This window comes from Acidovorax sp. SRI_002, assembly GCF_057586455.1.
The window spans coordinates 438,346-453,599 of sequence record NZ_JBYCZW010000004.1 but is presented as its reverse complement, the minus strand read 5'-3'; the positions used below and the strand labels follow the sequence as shown (position 1 = coordinate 453,599).

Annotated in this window: 16 protein-coding genes; 10 read left to right on the top strand and 6 right to left on the bottom strand. The window is 62.0% G+C overall.

Annotated elements, in window-relative coordinates:
• Window positions 1–12: 12 nt before the first annotated feature.
• Window positions 13–1,023, top strand: coding sequence for an inorganic phosphate transporter (locus AC2YJX_RS13330; RefSeq protein ID WP_055403058.1), 1,011 nt, complete (start codon window positions 13–15; stop codon window positions 1,021–1,023).
• A 113-nt stretch (window positions 1,024–1,136) separates the two neighbouring features.
• Here the strand turns inward: AC2YJX_RS13330 and AC2YJX_RS13325 are convergent, their stop codons facing one another.
• Together AC2YJX_RS13325 and AC2YJX_RS13320 are read right to left on the bottom strand one after the other, a co-directional pair.
• Window positions 1,137–1,583 (bottom strand): TM2 domain-containing protein, encoded by a 447-nt coding sequence (locus tag AC2YJX_RS13325; RefSeq protein ID WP_055403056.1) that lies wholly within the window; start codon window positions 1,581–1,583, stop codon window positions 1,137–1,139.
• A 106-nt stretch (window positions 1,584–1,689) separates the two neighbouring features.
• Window positions 1,690–2,211, bottom strand: coding sequence for an N-acetyltransferase family protein (locus AC2YJX_RS13320; protein ID WP_487256290.1), 522 nt, complete (start codon window positions 2,209–2,211; stop codon window positions 1,690–1,692).
• A gap of 147 nt (window positions 2,212–2,358) precedes the next feature.
• Between AC2YJX_RS13320 and rpsP the strand changes: the two genes are divergently transcribed.
• The 6 genes from rpsP to AC2YJX_RS13290 all read left to right on the top strand — a co-directional run bounded on the left by rpsP (window position 2,359) and on the right by AC2YJX_RS13290 (window position 6,408).
• Window positions 2,359–2,610, top strand: a complete 252-nt coding sequence (rpsP, locus tag AC2YJX_RS13315; protein WP_008904984.1) for a 30S ribosomal protein S16 — start codon at window positions 2,359–2,361, stop codon at window positions 2,608–2,610.
• A 75-nt stretch (window positions 2,611–2,685) separates the two neighbouring features.
• Window positions 2,686–3,255, top strand: a complete 570-nt coding sequence (rimM, locus tag AC2YJX_RS13310) for a ribosome maturation factor RimM (RefSeq protein WP_055403096.1) — start codon at window positions 2,686–2,688, stop codon at window positions 3,253–3,255.
• Window positions 3,256–3,284: 29 nt separating this feature from the next.
• Window positions 3,285–4,043, top strand: a complete 759-nt coding sequence (trmD, locus tag AC2YJX_RS13305) for a tRNA (guanosine(37)-N1)-methyltransferase TrmD (protein ID WP_121505672.1) — start codon at window positions 3,285–3,287, stop codon at window positions 4,041–4,043.
• Window positions 4,044–4,171: 128 nt separating this feature from the next.
• The gene (rplS, locus tag AC2YJX_RS13300; RefSeq protein ID WP_055403050.1) at window positions 4,172–4,561 is read left to right on the top strand and encodes a 50S ribosomal protein L19; all 390 of its coding nucleotides are present in this window, start codon (window positions 4,172–4,174) and stop codon (window positions 4,559–4,561) included.
• Between the two features lie 83 nt (window positions 4,562–4,644).
• Window positions 4,645–5,364 (top strand): CoA pyrophosphatase, encoded by a 720-nt coding sequence (locus tag AC2YJX_RS13295; RefSeq protein ID WP_487256289.1) that lies wholly within the window; start codon window positions 4,645–4,647, stop codon window positions 5,362–5,364.
• A 57-nt stretch (window positions 5,365–5,421) separates the two neighbouring features.
• Window positions 5,422–6,408 (top strand): CobD/CbiB family protein, encoded by a 987-nt coding sequence (locus AC2YJX_RS13290; protein WP_055403047.1) that lies wholly within the window; start codon window positions 5,422–5,424, stop codon window positions 6,406–6,408.
• A gap of 122 nt (window positions 6,409–6,530) precedes the next feature.
• Here the strand turns inward: AC2YJX_RS13290 and rsgA are convergent, their stop codons facing one another.
• Genes rsgA through AC2YJX_RS13275 form a run of 3 tightly spaced genes read right to left on the bottom strand, consistent with a single transcriptional unit; the run spans window position 6,531 to window position 9,144 of the window.
• Window positions 6,531–7,475 (bottom strand): ribosome small subunit-dependent GTPase A, encoded by a 945-nt coding sequence (gene rsgA, locus AC2YJX_RS13285; RefSeq protein ID WP_121420850.1) that lies wholly within the window; start codon window positions 7,473–7,475, stop codon window positions 6,531–6,533.
• A 29-nt stretch (window positions 7,476–7,504) separates the two neighbouring features.
• Window positions 7,505–7,840: a 4a-hydroxytetrahydrobiopterin dehydratase gene (locus AC2YJX_RS13280; RefSeq protein WP_218300481.1), complete on the bottom strand. Its 336-nt coding sequence runs from the start codon at window positions 7,838–7,840 to the stop codon at window positions 7,505–7,507.
• A complete protein-coding gene (locus AC2YJX_RS13275) occupies window positions 7,837–9,144 on the bottom strand; it encodes a M48 family metallopeptidase (protein WP_228896597.1) in 1,308 nt (435 codons plus the stop codon). The genes AC2YJX_RS13280 and AC2YJX_RS13275 overlap by 4 nt, the downstream gene beginning before the upstream one ends.
• A 37-nt stretch (window positions 9,145–9,181) precedes the next feature.
• Here AC2YJX_RS13275 and orn point away from each other — a divergent pair, with 37 nt between their 5' ends.
• The 3 genes from orn to AC2YJX_RS13260 all read left to right on the top strand — a co-directional run bounded on the left by orn (window position 9,182) and on the right by AC2YJX_RS13260 (window position 13,564).
• Window positions 9,182–9,760 carry an oligoribonuclease gene (gene orn / locus AC2YJX_RS13270; RefSeq protein WP_008904975.1) on the top strand — a complete coding sequence of 193 codons (579 nt, stop codon included), beginning with the start codon at window positions 9,182–9,184 and terminating at the stop codon, window positions 9,758–9,760.
• A gap of 310 nt (window positions 9,761–10,070) precedes the next feature.
• Window positions 10,071–11,954 (top strand): DEAD/DEAH box helicase, encoded by a 1,884-nt coding sequence (locus tag AC2YJX_RS13265; RefSeq protein WP_228896598.1) that lies wholly within the window; start codon window positions 10,071–10,073, stop codon window positions 11,952–11,954.
• Window positions 11,955–12,097: 143 nt separating this feature from the next.
• Entirely contained in the window at window positions 12,098–13,564 is a 1,467-nt protein-coding gene (locus AC2YJX_RS13260; RefSeq protein ID WP_373692584.1) for a sensor domain-containing diguanylate cyclase, read from the top strand.
• Between the two features lie 382 nt (window positions 13,565–13,946).
• On the opposite strand, the gene AC2YJX_RS13255 is transcribed toward AC2YJX_RS13260, so the two are convergent.
• Window positions 13,947–15,179 (bottom strand): multidrug effflux MFS transporter, encoded by a 1,233-nt coding sequence (locus AC2YJX_RS13255; RefSeq protein WP_487256288.1) that lies wholly within the window; start codon window positions 15,177–15,179, stop codon window positions 13,947–13,949.
• Window positions 15,180–15,254: the final 75 nt, after the last annotated feature.

Sequence of the window (15,254 nt, the reverse complement as noted above, 5' to 3'; positions counted from 1 at the left end):
AGGCTGACCAGTATGGAAACCGTACAGACGGCCCTCTGGGTTGTGGTCTTGCTCGTGGCACTGGCGATCCTGTTCGACTTCATGAACGGGTTTCATGATGCTGCCAATTCGATTGCCACGGTGGTGTCCACCGGCGTGCTCAAGCCCGCGCAGGCGGTGCTGTTCGCCGCGTTCTTCAACTTTGTAGCGATCTTTGTCTTCCACCTGAGCGTGGCCGCTACGGTGGGCAAGGGCATCGTGCAGCCTGGCATCGTGGACACCCATGTGGTGTTTGGTGCCTTGGTGGGCGCCATCACCTGGAACGTCATCACCTGGTACTACGGCATCCCCAGCAGCTCATCGCATGCGCTCATCGGCGGCATTGTGGGGGCGGTGATCGCCAAGGCGGGTGCCAGCGCGCTGATCTCCACCGGCATCCTCAAGACCGTGGCGTTCATCTTCGTTTCGCCCTTGCTCGGCTTCCTGCTGGGCTCTCTCATGATGGTGGCTGTGGCGCACATCTTTCGGCGAACGCGGCCAAGCCGGGTGGACAAATGGTTCCGGCGCCTGCAGCTCGTGTCCGCAGGGGCCTACAGCCTGGGTCACGGGGGCAACGATGCGCAAAAGACCATCGGCATCATCTGGCTGCTGCTGATTGCCACAGGGTATTCGTCGGCAAGCGATGCTTCGCCACCCACCTGGACGATTGTCAGCTGCTACGTGGCTATCGGTCTCGGAACCATGTTCGGCGGCTGGCGCATCGTGAAAACCATGGGCCAGAAGATCACCAAGCTCAAGCCCGTGGGCGGCTTCTGTGCCGAGACGGGCGGGGCGCTGACCCTGTTCCTGGCAACAACGCTGGGTATTCCGGTGTCCACCACCCACACCATCACAGGCGCCATCGTGGGCGTGGGCTCCACGCAGCGCGCCAGCGCAGTGCGCTGGGGCGTGGCAGGCAATATCGTCTGGGCGTGGATCTTGACCATCCCCGCCAGTGCGTTTGTGGCTGCCGTGGCGTACTGGATCAGTCTGCAGATATTCTGAATGCCCTGATTCCTGATTTGCTATTGAATGTATAGCTAATTAGGCAATATGGAAAAGCGCTAACGCCCCATTTGAATGTGGATTCAATGGGGCGTTCGCTTGGTGGGTGTCGGTCACTGCGAGATCTTGCGAGCTTCCTCGATCTGGTACTCGAAGTACCGTTGGAAGCTGAACGCGAGGCTGGCCATCAGCACCGCCGTGCCCACCAACAGCGAGACCACGATGGCGCCGATGGTGATCCATTGGGTCCTGCCCGCCGGGGCGTCGGGTGCGGCCGTGGGGTTGTAGCGCGCGTTCCACGCCTCGGGCGTCTTGAGTGCAAACAGGATGGCTTGCAAGGCGCAGCCCGCAATCGTGAAGCCCAGCAAAGGAATCAGCATCCAGCTGGTGTGGTCGTCCTGGCCGAGCTGCTGCACGCGCTGGATGCCGTAGATACCGAGGGCCGTCGGTATCGGGAGCAGCCAGCCCAGCATGTCGGTGATCCCGTGCAGATAAAAGCGGTGAAGGCCCAGCGGCCCGCCCACGAAGGCAAGCCATGCCGCCAAAGTTTTGTTTTTCATGGGGCATTATTCATCGTCGGGCCGCCCCAAGATGAACAAGTGGTCTCCAAGGGGGCCGCTTCGGAGGGCTGCGCTCTGTGCTGCGGGGCGAGCATGGGGGCCGTTTTCATTCGGGCGATGTGGTGTCGCCCGCGCCCAGGGTTTTCTCCATGAGCACGATGTCGCGCCAAGCGCCGAACTTCCATCCCACCGAACGCATGACACCCACGTTGGTGAAGCCCAGCGCCCGGTGCACACCGATCGAGCCCGCGTTGGCCGAGTCGCCAATCACGGCCAGCAGCTTGCGTACCCCAGCTGCTTCGGCCTGGGCCGCCAGCTCGGTCAGCAGCTTGCGGCCCAGGCCCATGCCACGGGCGCTGTCGGCCACGTAGATCGAGTCCTCGGCAGAGAACCGGTAGGCTGGACGGGGCTTGAACCAGTTGGCATAGGCATAGCCCAGCACCTGGCCGTCCTTTTCGGCCACCAGCCAGGGCAGGCCCCGGGCCAGCACGTCGGCACGGCGGCCTGCCATGTCGGCTTCAGATGGCGGATCGATCTCGAAGGTACCTGTACCGTGAAGCACATGGTGTTGGTAAATGGCCGTGATGGCGGGAATATCGCTGTCGGTGCTGGAACGAATTTTGGGCATGGAAGAGGGAAATGGATATAATCGCGGGCTTTGCAGCGTGTCGCTGGCCGGGTGGCCATGTCGCGTGTCTCAAGCGTTGCGAATATGGTTGCGAACACAGTGGCTCAAGGCAAATGTTGCCGGAGTTCACCACCCGAAGGATAAATCATGGTCGTCATTCGACTCTCCCGCGGCGGCTCCAAGGGCCGTCCTTTCTTCAACATCGTCGTTGCTGACAAGCGCGTGCGCCGTGATGGCCGCTTCATCGAGCGCATCGGCTTCTACAACCCCACCGCCAAGGAATCCGAAGAAGGCCTGCGCATCGTGCAAGACCGTCTGACGTACTGGAAGAGCGTGGGCGCCCAGTCCTCGCCTACCGTGGACCGCCTGATCAAGCAAGCCGCCAAGAAGGCTGCTTAAAGCTCCCTGAAAAGGGCGGGTTTCGTCGGCATGCCTGGCGAAACCCGCCCTTTTCCTATTCTGGAATCCCCCGCCATGGCCACCAACCTGACCCTCGAACCCGCAGAGCTGCCCACAGACGCCGTTGAAGTGGGGCGCATTGCCGATGCCTGGGGTGTCAAGGGCTGGTTCAAGGTCCTGTCGCACAGCAGCAGCCCTGAGGCGCTGTTTTCATCCAAACGCTGGTACCTGCAGCCTTCCGAGCGCGGCGCCAAGACCTTTGCGGGCACCGTGTTGTTGTCCATCCGCCAGGCCAAGGACCATTCGGACACCGTGGTTGCCTGGGCGCAGGGCATTGATGACCGCGATGCCGCCGAAGCCTTGCGCGGCGCGCGCATCTTTGTGCCGCGCTCCAGCTTTCCGTCCACCACGGAGGGCGAGTACTACTGGATCGATCTGATCGGTCTTGCGGTCGTCAACCGCGAAGGTGTGGCGCTGGGGCAGGTGCAGGAATTGATGTCCACCGGTCCGCAGACGGTGCTGGTGTTGACTTATGAGCAGGACGGCAAGGCACAGGAGCGGATGATCCCTTTTGTCTCGGCCTTCATTGACAACGTGGACCTGGCCGAAAAGCGCATCACGGTGGACTGGCAGCCGGACTACTGATCGGAACTCCCGCCCTGGCGCCGCCCACCATGCGCTTTGACATCATCACCCTGTTCCCCGAGCTGTTTGCGCCGTTCCTGGCCAGCGGCGTGACCCGCCGCGCGTATGCCGGCGGCCAGGTCGATGTACGCCTGTGGAACCCGCGCGACTATGCCGATGGCAACTACCGCCGTGTCGATGACCGGCCCTTTGGCGGCGGGCCGGGTATGGTGATGATGGCTGAGCCCCTCGCCCGGTGTCTTGCAGCTATCCGGGTGGAGCGTGGTGAGGCCGAGAGTAGTGAGGCGCCGCTGGTCCTTTTTTCGCCCATTGGCGAAACGCTGAACCATGCTGCCGTAGAGCGCTGGTCTGCAAGTACGGGTGCAATCCTGCTGTGCGGGCGCTATGAAGGCATTGACCAGCGCTTCATCGATACCCATGTCGATCTGCAGATGAGTCTGGGCGACTTTGTGCTGTCGGGTGGCGAAATCGCTGCCATAGCCCTGCTGGACGCTGTGGCGCGCTTGCAGCCCGGTGTGCTCAATGATGAGGGCAGCCACCAGCTCGACAGCTTCAACCCGGCGCTCGACGGCCTGCTCGATTGCCCGCACTACACGCGCCCTGAAGAATGGGCTGGGCAGCAGGTGCCTGCCGCGCTGATGTCTGGCCACCATGCGCAGATCGAGCGCTGGCGGCGCGACCAGCGCCTGGCCACCACGGCCCGGCACAGGCCCGATCTCATCGAGGCCGCGCGCAAAGCAGGGCATCTGGCCGCTGCGGATGAAGCAGTATTGGCCAAGCTCAGCTGAATTGCTATAATCAAAGGCTTTTCGATCCTCTGGCCGGCCGTTTTGACAGGGAGTTCTCCCGCAAAACACTGAGACGTCAATCCCGACGCAGCCATTTTTGGCGCGGACAAGATCGTTGGATATCAAACATGAACCTGATTCAGACCCTGGAAGCGGAAGAAATCGCCCGCTTGAACAAGACCATCCCCGAATTCGCCCCTGGTGACACCGTCATCGTGAGCGTGAATGTGGTGGAAGGTACCCGTAAGCGCGTGCAGGCCTACGAAGGTGTGGTGATTGCCAAGCGCAATCGCGGCCTGAACAGCGGCTTCACCGTGCGCAAGATCTCCAGCGGCGAAGGCGTGGAGCGTACGTTCCAGACCTACAGCCCCCTGATCGCCAGCATTGAAGTCAAGCGCCGTGGTGATGTGCGCCGTGCCAAGCTGTACTACCTGCGTGACCGCAGCGGCAAGTCGGCACGTATCAAGGAAAAGCTGCCTTCGCGTGTCAACAAGGCTGCAGCCGCCACCGCCGCATAAGGCGCAGGCTCGACCTCACAAGCCGCTACAGCGTCTGCCTGTAGCGGCTTTTTGTTTTTTGGCTTGTTCACCTCCCCCTTCTTGTGGACCCTTCTTCCAGTCCTGCTGTCTCGTCGGTGATCGCTCCTTTGTCGAGCCTGACCGACTTTGACCCCCGCCTTGTTCCGGTGGTGGGGGTGGATGCGCACCTGCCTGCGGTGCCGCTTCAGGCGCAGACCGCTGAAGCGCTGCGGGCGCGTTTTGCGCACCCGCCGCAGTGGGAGCCTGAGGTGCTGCTGGAAAAGAAGTTCATGAACCGCGAGCCCGCCCGTGCGTCGGTGCTGATTGCCATCGTGCTGCGCGAACAGCCCATGGTGCTGTTGACAGAACGCACGGCCCACCTGTCCACCCATTCGGGGCAAGTGGCCTTCCCCGGTGGGCGGGCAGACGCGGGAGATGCAACGCCTGCCGACACGGCCTTGCGCGAGGCGCAGGAAGAGGTGGGGCTTGCTCGGGATTTTGTCGAAGTGCTCGGCACGTTGCCAATCTATGTCACAGGCTCATCGTTCATCATCACGCCCGTGGTAGCGCTGGTGCAGCCGGACTGCGTGCTCCAACCCAATCCGTATGAAGTGGCGGACCTTTTCGAGGTGCCGCTCGATTTTCTGCTCAACCCCGCCAACCACCGGCGCCATGTGTTCGACCGTGATGGCGTACACCGGGAGTGGTTCTCGATGCCCTACCAGGACGGCGGCAAGAACCATTACATCTGGGGTGCGACAGCAGGCATGCTGCGCAACTTCTACCGTTTCATGCAGGCGTAAACCGGGCCCGCGTGCGATAGGGTGCATCAGGGCAAAGCACCAGTATCATTGCCCCCCATGAGTTTCTTCGCCATCCTGTTCGCTCTGCTGATCGAGCAGGCCCGCCCGCTGGCACGCAGCAATCCCATTCATGCGGGTCTGCGGGCGTGGGCGCTGTCCGTGAGCCGCAATTTTGATGCGGGCAAGCCGCACCACGGCTGGGTGGCCTGGAGCCTTGCGGTGCTGGTTCCGGCCCTGGTGACCCTGGCCATTCACTGGCTGTTGCTTTGGGGGTTGGGGTGGCCCTTCGCAGTGCTGTGGAGTGTGGCCGTGCTGTACATCACGCTCGGGTTTCGGCAGTTCAGCCACCACTTCACGGGCATCCGCGACGCGTTGGAGGAGGGCGATGAAGATGCTGCCCGCGAGCGCCTGGCTCACTGGCAGCAGGTGGATGTGGGGGCGCTACCGCGCAGCGAGATCGTGCGCCATGTAATCGAGTATTCAGTGTTGGCGGCCCACCGGCATGTGTTCGGCGTGTTGGCATGGTTCTCCGTGCTGGCTGCCCTGGGCTTGGGGCCGACCGGGGCTGTTCTGTACCGGTTGGCTGAGTTTGTATCGCGCTATTGGCATTACAAGCAGCGCACGGGCGCTCAGCCTGCCAGCGCCTCCCTGCAGCAGGCCTCTGCGCAGGCGTGGACTGCCATCGACTGGCTTCCGGCCCGGCTCACCGCACTGAGCTTTGCGGTGGTGGGCAGCTTTGAAGAGGCGATCGAGGGCTGGCGGTTTCACGCACAGCGTTTCCCCAATGACAACGACGGCGTGGTGCTGGCCGCCACGGCAGGTGCCATCAATGTACGCCTGGGGGGTGAGGCACTGAAGGCGCGCACTGAATTGCACGCGCCACAGGGCCTGGAGATTGACGCTGACATGGGTGACAGCGATTCCACCCCCGGCCGCGAGCCCGAGGTGGGCCACCTGCGCAGCGTTGTGGGGTTGGTGTGGCGCTCGGTGGTGGTGTGGATGCTGCTGCTGGCGTTGCTTACGCTGGCGCGTTTGCTGGGGTAGCTGGCAAGCCCTCTGAACCGCAGTGCGGCTGCCCTCGGAGGAGGGGCGCACCCTCACCCATGCAAGCCAGTTCCACGGGTGCGCTGGTTTCCGTCGTGCCAGGAGTGAAGGCCGCGCCCGGCTCAGTACCGGGTGTGGCGCAGTTCTTCAAATAGATCGCTATAAATTTTATAGCGTGTTGCGCTTATACCGCCTGCGCTGGGGCCCAGTTTGACTGCATCCAGCACGCCACAGCCCGGCTCGTGCAGGTGCGTGCAGTTGTAGAACTTGCAGGCTGTCGCATGTGCTGCAATGTCGGGCATGCAGGCTGCCAGTTGCATGGGGGCAATGTGGTGCAGCCCAAACTCCTGAAAGCCTGGTGAATCGATGAGCGCGGTGGTACGGGCCTTGTCCATCCAGTACCAGTGCGTGCTGGTGGTGGTGTGTTTGCCCGAGTTCAGCGCCTGCGAGATTTCACCGGTGAGCACGGAAGCGCCTGGCACCAGCAGATTGATGAGGGTGCTCTTGCCGGACCCTGAGGGCCCCAGCACCAGCGTGGTCTTGCCCTGCAGATGTTCCATCAGCAGCGCGCGGTCCACGTCGCTGGAGAGCGCCAGCGACAGCGGCAGCACGCCATAGTGCTTGCTGGCGCCCATGTGCCGGTAGGGCAGCAAGCGCTCCCAGGCGCGGGCGAAAGGTTCGACCAGATCGCTCTTGTTGAGTGCAATGATGGGCTTGATGCCCTCGGCCTCGGCGGCAATCAGGGCGCGGGCTAGCTGGCTTTCCGAAAACACCGGCTCTGCCGCGATCAGGATGAGCACCTGGTCGAGGTTGGCGGCAAACGACTTGGTGCGGATCTCGTCCTGTCGGTAAAAGAGGTTGCGCCGTTCCTTGACCTTTTCGATGGTGCCCTCTTCGCCCTGGCCGGGCGGGGGCGCCTGCCACAGCACATGGTCGCCCACCACTGCCTGGCTCTTTTTGCCGCGTGGGTGGCAGATGCGGCGTTCGCCGTCGGGTGTCTCCACCATGCAGTGGCGCCCATGGCTGGCGACCACGGTGCCGTCCATGAGCGCGCTGCGTTCAGCCATGGGAGCCTGTGGTGCGCAAGGTCATGGGGTCAGGCCACCAGGGCATCGAACTGCGTTGCGCACTCGAAATCCGTGGATGAAATGCCATGCACGTCGTGCGTGTTCAGGCGCACCACGCAGCGGCTGTAGTGCACCGACAGATCGGGGTGGTGATCCTGGGCATTGGCAATGAAGGCCAAGGCGTTCACGAACGAGATGGTCTCGTAGTAGTTGGCGAAATGGTAGGTCTTCTCAATGGCGACGTTAGCGCCATCGCCCGTCAGGCTCCAGCCTTCGAGTTTGGCCAGGTTTGCTACAACTTCGGTAGCTGTCAACGCACGACGGGTAAGCGTTGACCAGTCTTTTTTCTTCAACATGGTAGTCATGGATGGGAGGGGTTGTGCATGCGCGCCAGCCGCTCGGTGGCGGGTGGGTGCGAGTAGTAGAACTTCACGTACACCGGGTCGGGTGTGAGCGTGGAGGCATTATCTTCGTAGAGCTTGAGCAGGGCGGAGGACAGGTCGGCGCCGCTGGCCTGGGCGACGGCGTAGGCGTCTGCCTGGAATTCGTGGCGGCGCGAAAGTTGCGAGAACAGCGGCGAGATGAAAAACGTGAAGACTGGCACCACAAGCATGAAAAGCAGCAGGGCCAATGCGTCATTGGGGGCTGCGGCCAGGGTGGGGTCCAACGAGATACTCGGCCGCACGCCCAGCCCGGTGTAGAACCACACCTGGTTGGAGAGCCAGCCCAGCAGTGCAAAGCCTGCCAGGCTCAATGCGAACATGGTCACGATACGCTGGATGATGTGGCGGTGCTTGAAATGCCCCAGCTCATGGGCCAGCACCGCCTCGACCTCGCCCGGGGCCAGCTGGCGCAAGAGGGTGTCGTAAAACACCACGCGCTTTGCTGCGCCAAAGCCCGTGAAGTAGGCGTTGGCATGCGCGCTGCGGCGGCTGCCGTCCATCACGAACAGCCCTTTGGCCGAGAAGCCGCAGCGCTGCATGAGGGCAGTGACACGGGCCTTGAGCGATTCATCTTCGAGGGGCTGGAACTTGTTGAACAGCGGGGCGATGAAGGTGGGATACACCACCATCAGCAGCAGATTGAAACCCATCCAGAAGCACCAGGCCCACAGCCACCACAGCGGACCGGTCGCCGCCATGATCCAAAGGATCAGCGCGGCGATGGGCAGGCCGATGAGTGCGCCGACCAGCAGGCCCTTGAGCGCATCGGCAACCCACAGGCGCCAGGTCATCTTGTTGAAACCAAAGCGCTCTTCCACGACGAAGGTCTGGTACAGCGACAGCGGCAGGTCGATCAGGCCGCTGATGGCGGCGAAGGCGGTCAGCAGTGCCAACTGCTGCCACATCCCGCCGCCCAGGGCGCTGAGCAGGGCCTGATTCAGCACATCCAGTCCACCCAGCAGTGTCCAGCCCAGCAGCACGGCCGCACCCAGTGCCATTTCCAGCAAGCCCAGGCGCGCCTTGGTGATCGTGTAATCCGCGGCCTTCTGGTGCGCCGCCAGCGCGATGCGTTCGGCAAATGGTGCGGGAACGTCGCTGCGGTGTCGCGCCACATGCCGGATCTGGCGCGTAGCCAGCCAGAACTTGAGCACAAGGCCCAGTGTGAGAGCTGCGGCAAACGCAAGCGTCAGCGCCAGGGCGGGAGAGAAGGCGTCGGAAGTGGGCATGAGCGGCGAGTTTAGGCCATCGGCGACAATCCGCGCCATGTCAGAAGCCAACAACCCCACCCCTCACGCACTTGCCAAATCCGACCAGAACCTGGTCTGGCTCGATTGCGAAATGACTGGCCTGGAGCCCGATACCGACCGCCTTCTTGAAATCGCCGTCATCGTGACGGGACCGAGCCTGGAGCCGCGCATCGAGGGGCCAGTTTTTGCGATCCACCAGTCCGATGAACTGCTGGGCAAGATGGATGCCTGGAATAAGGGCACCCACGGCCGCAGCGGCCTCATCGACAAGGTGAAGGCCTCGACCGTGACGGAGGAGGAGGCAGAGCAGCAGATCATTGCCTTCCTGAGCAAGTACGTTCCCAAAGGGACTGCGCCTATGTGCGGCAACAGCATCGGCCAGGACCGGCGCTTTCTGGTGCGCTATATGCCCAAGCTGGAGCGATTCTTCCATTACCGCAACGTGGACGTGAGCACCCTTAAGGAATTGGCCAAGCGCTGGAAGCCCGAGGCCTACACCAGCTTCAAGAAAGCGCAGAAGCACACGGCCCTGGCAGACGTGCATGAGTCCATTGACGAACTGGCGCACTACCGCAAGCACCTGCTTTCGGTGTGACGGATTCCGGGGAGGGCGGCTGAAGACCTTGTGGGTTTGTATCGCAAGAACTGAGAGGGGCTTGCGGGAAAATACCTATCCATGCCATAATCAGCGGCTGCGCAGGAATCCATTCCTCGCAGATTGTGCATCTCCCCTCACACACCGGGCTTGCCAGCCGACTGTTTTCAACGCAGTGCAGGACTAGCGAACAACGCCCACCAGCATCCGCCCAGAGCAATGCAGGTTTCGTTTGATGGTTGATGTTTTTTAACCATTGACGAAGCCACTCGCAGGCTACGCTTGCGATCGTCTTCGTGAGAGAAAAATCATGACCGACACCTCTTTGGTGCAGGGCGAATTCGCGCCTGCCGACACTTCCTTTGCTGCCGACATTTCCGTGCAGTCTTCCCCTCTGGACGCCGTGGTAGCAGCTGTCGCCGAGGCCGACGTTGCCGTGACTGCTGAACCCAACGGCTTTATCGAACTGGGCTTGGCCCCTGAACTGGTGCAAGCCGTGGCTGACCTGGGCTACACCCAGCCCACCAGCGTGCAGCTCAAGGCCATTCCCTTGGCAATGGGCGGTGGCAACGACTCCACCAAGTTCATCGACTTGATGGTTTCCAGCCAGACCGGCAGCGGCAAGACTGCCGCCTTCCTGCTGCCCGTGCTGCACACGCTGATCAACCAGCAGGCTGCTGCCGAAGCCGAAGAACGCGCTGCTTTCGAGCGCGCTGTGGCCGAAGCTGCCGCCCGTGGTGAAGCTGCCCCCAAGCGCGCCAAGCGCAAGGACCCCACCAGCTCGCGCAATTTCAAGGCCGCCACCCCTGGTGCCCTGATTCTGTGCCCCACGCGTGAACTGGCGCAGCAAGTCGCGCACGATGCTATCGACCTGGTCAAGCACTGCCGTGGCCTGCGTGTCGCTAACGTGGTGGGTGGCATGCCTTACCAATTGCAGATCGCCAAGCTGCAAAACGCCGACCTGGTGGTGGCCACCCCCGGCCGCTTGCTGGACCTGCAGCGCTCGATGCAGATCAAGCTCGACAAGGTGCAGTTCCTGGTCGTTGACGAAGCCGACCGCATGCTCGACCTGGGTTTCTCGGACGACCTGGCCGAACTGAACCAGCTGACCGCCCAGCGCAAGCAGACCATGATGTTCAGCGCCACCTTCGCGCCCCGCATCCAGCAGCTGGCCATGCGCGTGATGCACGACGGAGGTTCGTCTGTGCAGAAGGTCACCATTGACTCTCCGCAAGAGAAGCATGCCAACATCAAGCAAATGCTGTACTGGGCCGACAACGCCCAGCACAAGCGCAAGATGCTGGACCACTGGCTGCGTGACACCACGATCAACCAAGCCATCGTTTTTGCCAGCACCCAGGTGGAGTGCGATGGCCTGGCCAACGACCTGCAGCAAGAAGGCTTTTCGGCCGTTGCATTGCACGGTGCCCTGAGCCAGGGTTTGCGCAATCGCCGTTTGATGGCATTGCGCGCTGGCCAGGTGCAGATTCTGGTGGCTACCGATGTGGCAGCACGTGGCATCGATGTGCCCACAATCACCCATGTGTTCAACTTCGGCCTGCCCATGAAGGCCGAGGACTACACCCACCGCATTGGCCGTACTGGCCGTGCGGGCCGCGATGGCCTGGCCATCACGTTTGCCGAGTTCCGCGATCGCCGCAAGATCTACGACATTGAGTCGTACAGCCGCCAGCAGTTCAAGGCCGAAGTGATTCCCGGCATGGAGCCCTCGCAGCGCGCGCCGCAGGCACCTCGCGGTGGCGATTTTGGTGGTGGCCGTGGCGCCCCGGGCCGTTCGTACGACAACCGTGACAACCAGTCGCGTGGCCGCTTCGGTGGTCCCGCACGTGGTGGCAATGACCGTGGTGGTTTCGGTGGTGGCTTTGGCGGTGGTTTCGCTGGCCGCGACAACCGTGGTGCTCCTGCGCGTGGTGAAGGCGCTGGCGGTTTTGCGGGTCGTGATGACCGTGGTGGTGACCGTAGTTTTGCGCCGCGTCGTGATGGTGAAGGCTATGGCCGCAAACCTGGTTTTGGTGACGCAGGCCGTGGCAACTTTGCGCCCCGTGGTGATGCAGGTGCACCGCGTGGTGATTTCGCTCCCCGCAAGCCAGCGTTTGCCAAGCCAGCTGGTGGTGGCGGCAAGCCGTTCGTGGCACACGATGCCCGCAAGCGCCCTGCGCGCCCCGCGCGCTGATCGCTGGCAGGTCTGTGGCGCTAGCGCCACCCCTGTTGCAAAGGCCGGTACCGCAAGGTGCTGGCCTTTTTTGTTGTTGTGGGGACCCTGGACCAAGAATACGCAGAGTAGCTCGACAATAATTGCCCAGGGAGGAATCTGCAGTGTCGTCTTCGTTATCTTCCGAGGCAGACTTTGAACACATGTTCGAACTGGCGCCTGTGTCTCTCTGGCTGGAGGACTACAGCGCCCTGAAGCAACTTTTTGATCGCTGGCGCGCTGCGGGGGTTTCCGATCTTCGTGCCCACCTTGCTCAGGACTCCGCAAGGGTGCGGCAATGCAGCGCTGCCCTCAAGGTGTTGAAAGTCAATCGCCGCACGCTGGAGCTGTTTGCGGCCGAGAACCAACAGGTGCTTGAAGCGAATCTGGACCAGGTCTTCAGGGATGACATGCACGATGCGGTCTTCCATGAGCTGGCGGCGCTGTGGTCCGGGCAGCTGGAGTTTTCGAACCAGACTGTCAACTATGCGCTGGATGGCCGGCGTCTTGACGTTCAGATTCGCGCACGCATCCTTCCAGGGTATGAAGCGGACTGGAGCCGCGTTCTGCTTTCGCTGGAAGACATCACGGCCCAAGTGCGGAGTGCCAGCCAACTTCGGCGCAGCGAACAATATGCACGGGATTTGTTCGAGCACTCCCCGGTCTCGTTGTGGGTCGAGGATTTCAGTGCCGTGAAAAGCCTGCTCGACGGTGTTCGCTCGCAGGGCATTGACGATTTCAAGACCTTCATCACGGTGCACCCTGAATTCGTCACGCGCTGCATGCAGGAGATTCGCGTGATCGATGTCAACCAGCAGACGTTGCGCATGTTCGGTGCGTCCAGCAAGGAGATGCTTCTGAACAACATCGGGCGGGTGTTTAGGGGTGAGATGCATGAGTCCTTCGCGGACCAGTTGCTGGACCTGTGGGAGGGCAAGACCTTTCAGCAGCGCGAAGTGGTCAACTACGCGCTGTCCGGGGATGCGGTGCATATCCACATGCAGTTTTCTGTGTTGGCAGACCATCTTGCGGACTGGGGGCTGGTGCTGCTGTCGCTGGTGGACATCACGGCGCGCAAAAAGGCGGAAGCCTACCTGGAGTACCTTGGCAAGCATGACGTCCTGACGCAGCTGCGCAACCGGGCCTTCTATGCGGAAGAACTCAATCGTGTCACCCGCAAGGGGCCGTGGCCTCTGTCCATCATTGCGATTGATCTGAACGGGCTCAAGGTTGTGAACGATGAGCAGGGCCATGCTGCGGGCGATTCCATGCTGCGCAGGGTGGGCGAAGTACTGGCCAAGGCGGTGGACCCGCCAGCCTGCGCCGCGCGCATTGGCGGAGACGAATTCACGGTGTTGCTGCCCGGCATGGACGAGCGCAGCGCCTTTGCGTTGCAGGAGCGCATTCTCTCCATGTTGGACTTGAACAACCAGTTCTATCCGGGTCAGCCTATCAGCCTGGCCATGGGCGTCGCTTCATGCCGTTCGGGCGACATGGTGGAAGCGGCCATCCATCGTGCCGACCAGGCCATGTATGCCGAAAAAATCCGGTACTACCAGGAAAAAGGGGTGGACCGGCGGCAACTGTCATAGGACCCCTTCCGGGTTGCACGGAAGCTTGGCGTCAGGTGCCGTGGGGTGTACTTCAGAACTCAGCCCGCGTGAACTGCGTAGCCGTAGAGCCACCCGGTTGGCGCCCTGGCTAGAAAGTTGCGCTCCGAGGCATCGATGGCCCCAGTGCCTGGCGGGCGTAGCGGCTTTCCAGAGGCTTCCCAGGGTGACTACTGTGCCATTACCTGTGCCTCTACCGCCTTGAACGCTTCGACATCGACAAACTTGCCAAGCTTCCAGTTAGGCTGGGCTTTGTACTCGGGCGCCTGGAATCCCACTCTCGCGGGTGCGCACTGACTTGGCGGGGCGTAGAGTGAGGTCTCATTGTTGCTAGCGCGCAGGGCAATTCACGAACGCCAGGGGCTCAACCTGGCGTTGCAGTCCTTCCAATATCGGGCCAGCGATGGTGCAGATAGATCCAAGCCATCATGCCCACGCACATCATGAGCAGCGATGCGAAGGCCAGCAAGACCGTTGAGTGCATTACCAAAGGGACCAGGATGCCCGCCACAATGCCGTTCGCAGTAGAGCCGACAAACGCTTGCATGGACGAGGCCATGCCGCGGCGCTCGGGGTGAAGGTCCAGCACCAGCAGGGTCACTACCGGCACCATCAGTGCCCAGCCAAACGCAAAGACCGCAATCGGCAGCAGTGACCAGGCCGCGTGCACGGGAAAGAGCAGATTAGCTCCCAGATTGAAGACGGCTACGGTAAACATGATCACAAAGCCGTGCCGTATCTGTCGTTTTGGAGCGATCTTGCCGGCCAGACGCCCGCTCAGCCACGCGCCGCCCATGATGCCCGAAATGGTCAGTAGAAAGAACCAGAAGAACTGCGTGGGGGCTAGTGCAAGGTGTTCGCCCAGAAAGGCAGGTGCTGCCAGTACGTACAGGAACATCCCATTGAATGGAACGCCGCTTGCGAGCGCCAGCAGCACAAATCGAGGGCTTGACCCCAGCTGCCAGTACCCCCGCATCAGATGGGGCACATTGAACGGCTGGCGATGCTCGACCTGCAATGTTTCGGGCAGGAGCCTGAAGTTTGCGACCCAGAGCACCACACCCACGCAGGTCAGAAACCAGAAGATGCTGTGCCAGCCTGCATGTACAAAGAGCCAGCCGCCCACGATGGGAGCGATGGCTGGGGCTATGCCAAAGTAGATCGTCACTTGGCTCATCACCTGCTGCGCCCGCGCTGGGGGAAACATGTCGCGGATGACCGCACGCGACACCACAATGCCTGCGCCCGTAGACAAGCCCTGCAATGCCCTGAACGCTATGAGCTGGCCGATGCTTTGTGACAGCGCGCATCCAGCCGAGGCTAGCGTGAACATGGCGATCCCGCACAGGACCACCGGTCGCCGGCCAAAGCTGTCTGCGAGTGCTCCATGGAAGAGGTTCATGAACGCAAAACCAAAGAGATAGGCCGAAAGGGTCTGTTGCATCTCCACCGGGGTGGCGCCCAGAGCACTGGCAATGCCTGTGAAGGCAGGTATGTAGGTGTCAACCGAGAAAGGCCCCAGCATGCCCAGTACGGCGAGGAGGGCAGCGAGGGTCCATTGGGGGGCGCGCCAAAGTGTGTGGGCGTTGGGATTCATCGGGTGGGCAACGGGTAGAACATCGGGCGTGGGCAGGGGGCTCGGACAGGGCCGATGACGGCTGTTGCGGCAAGA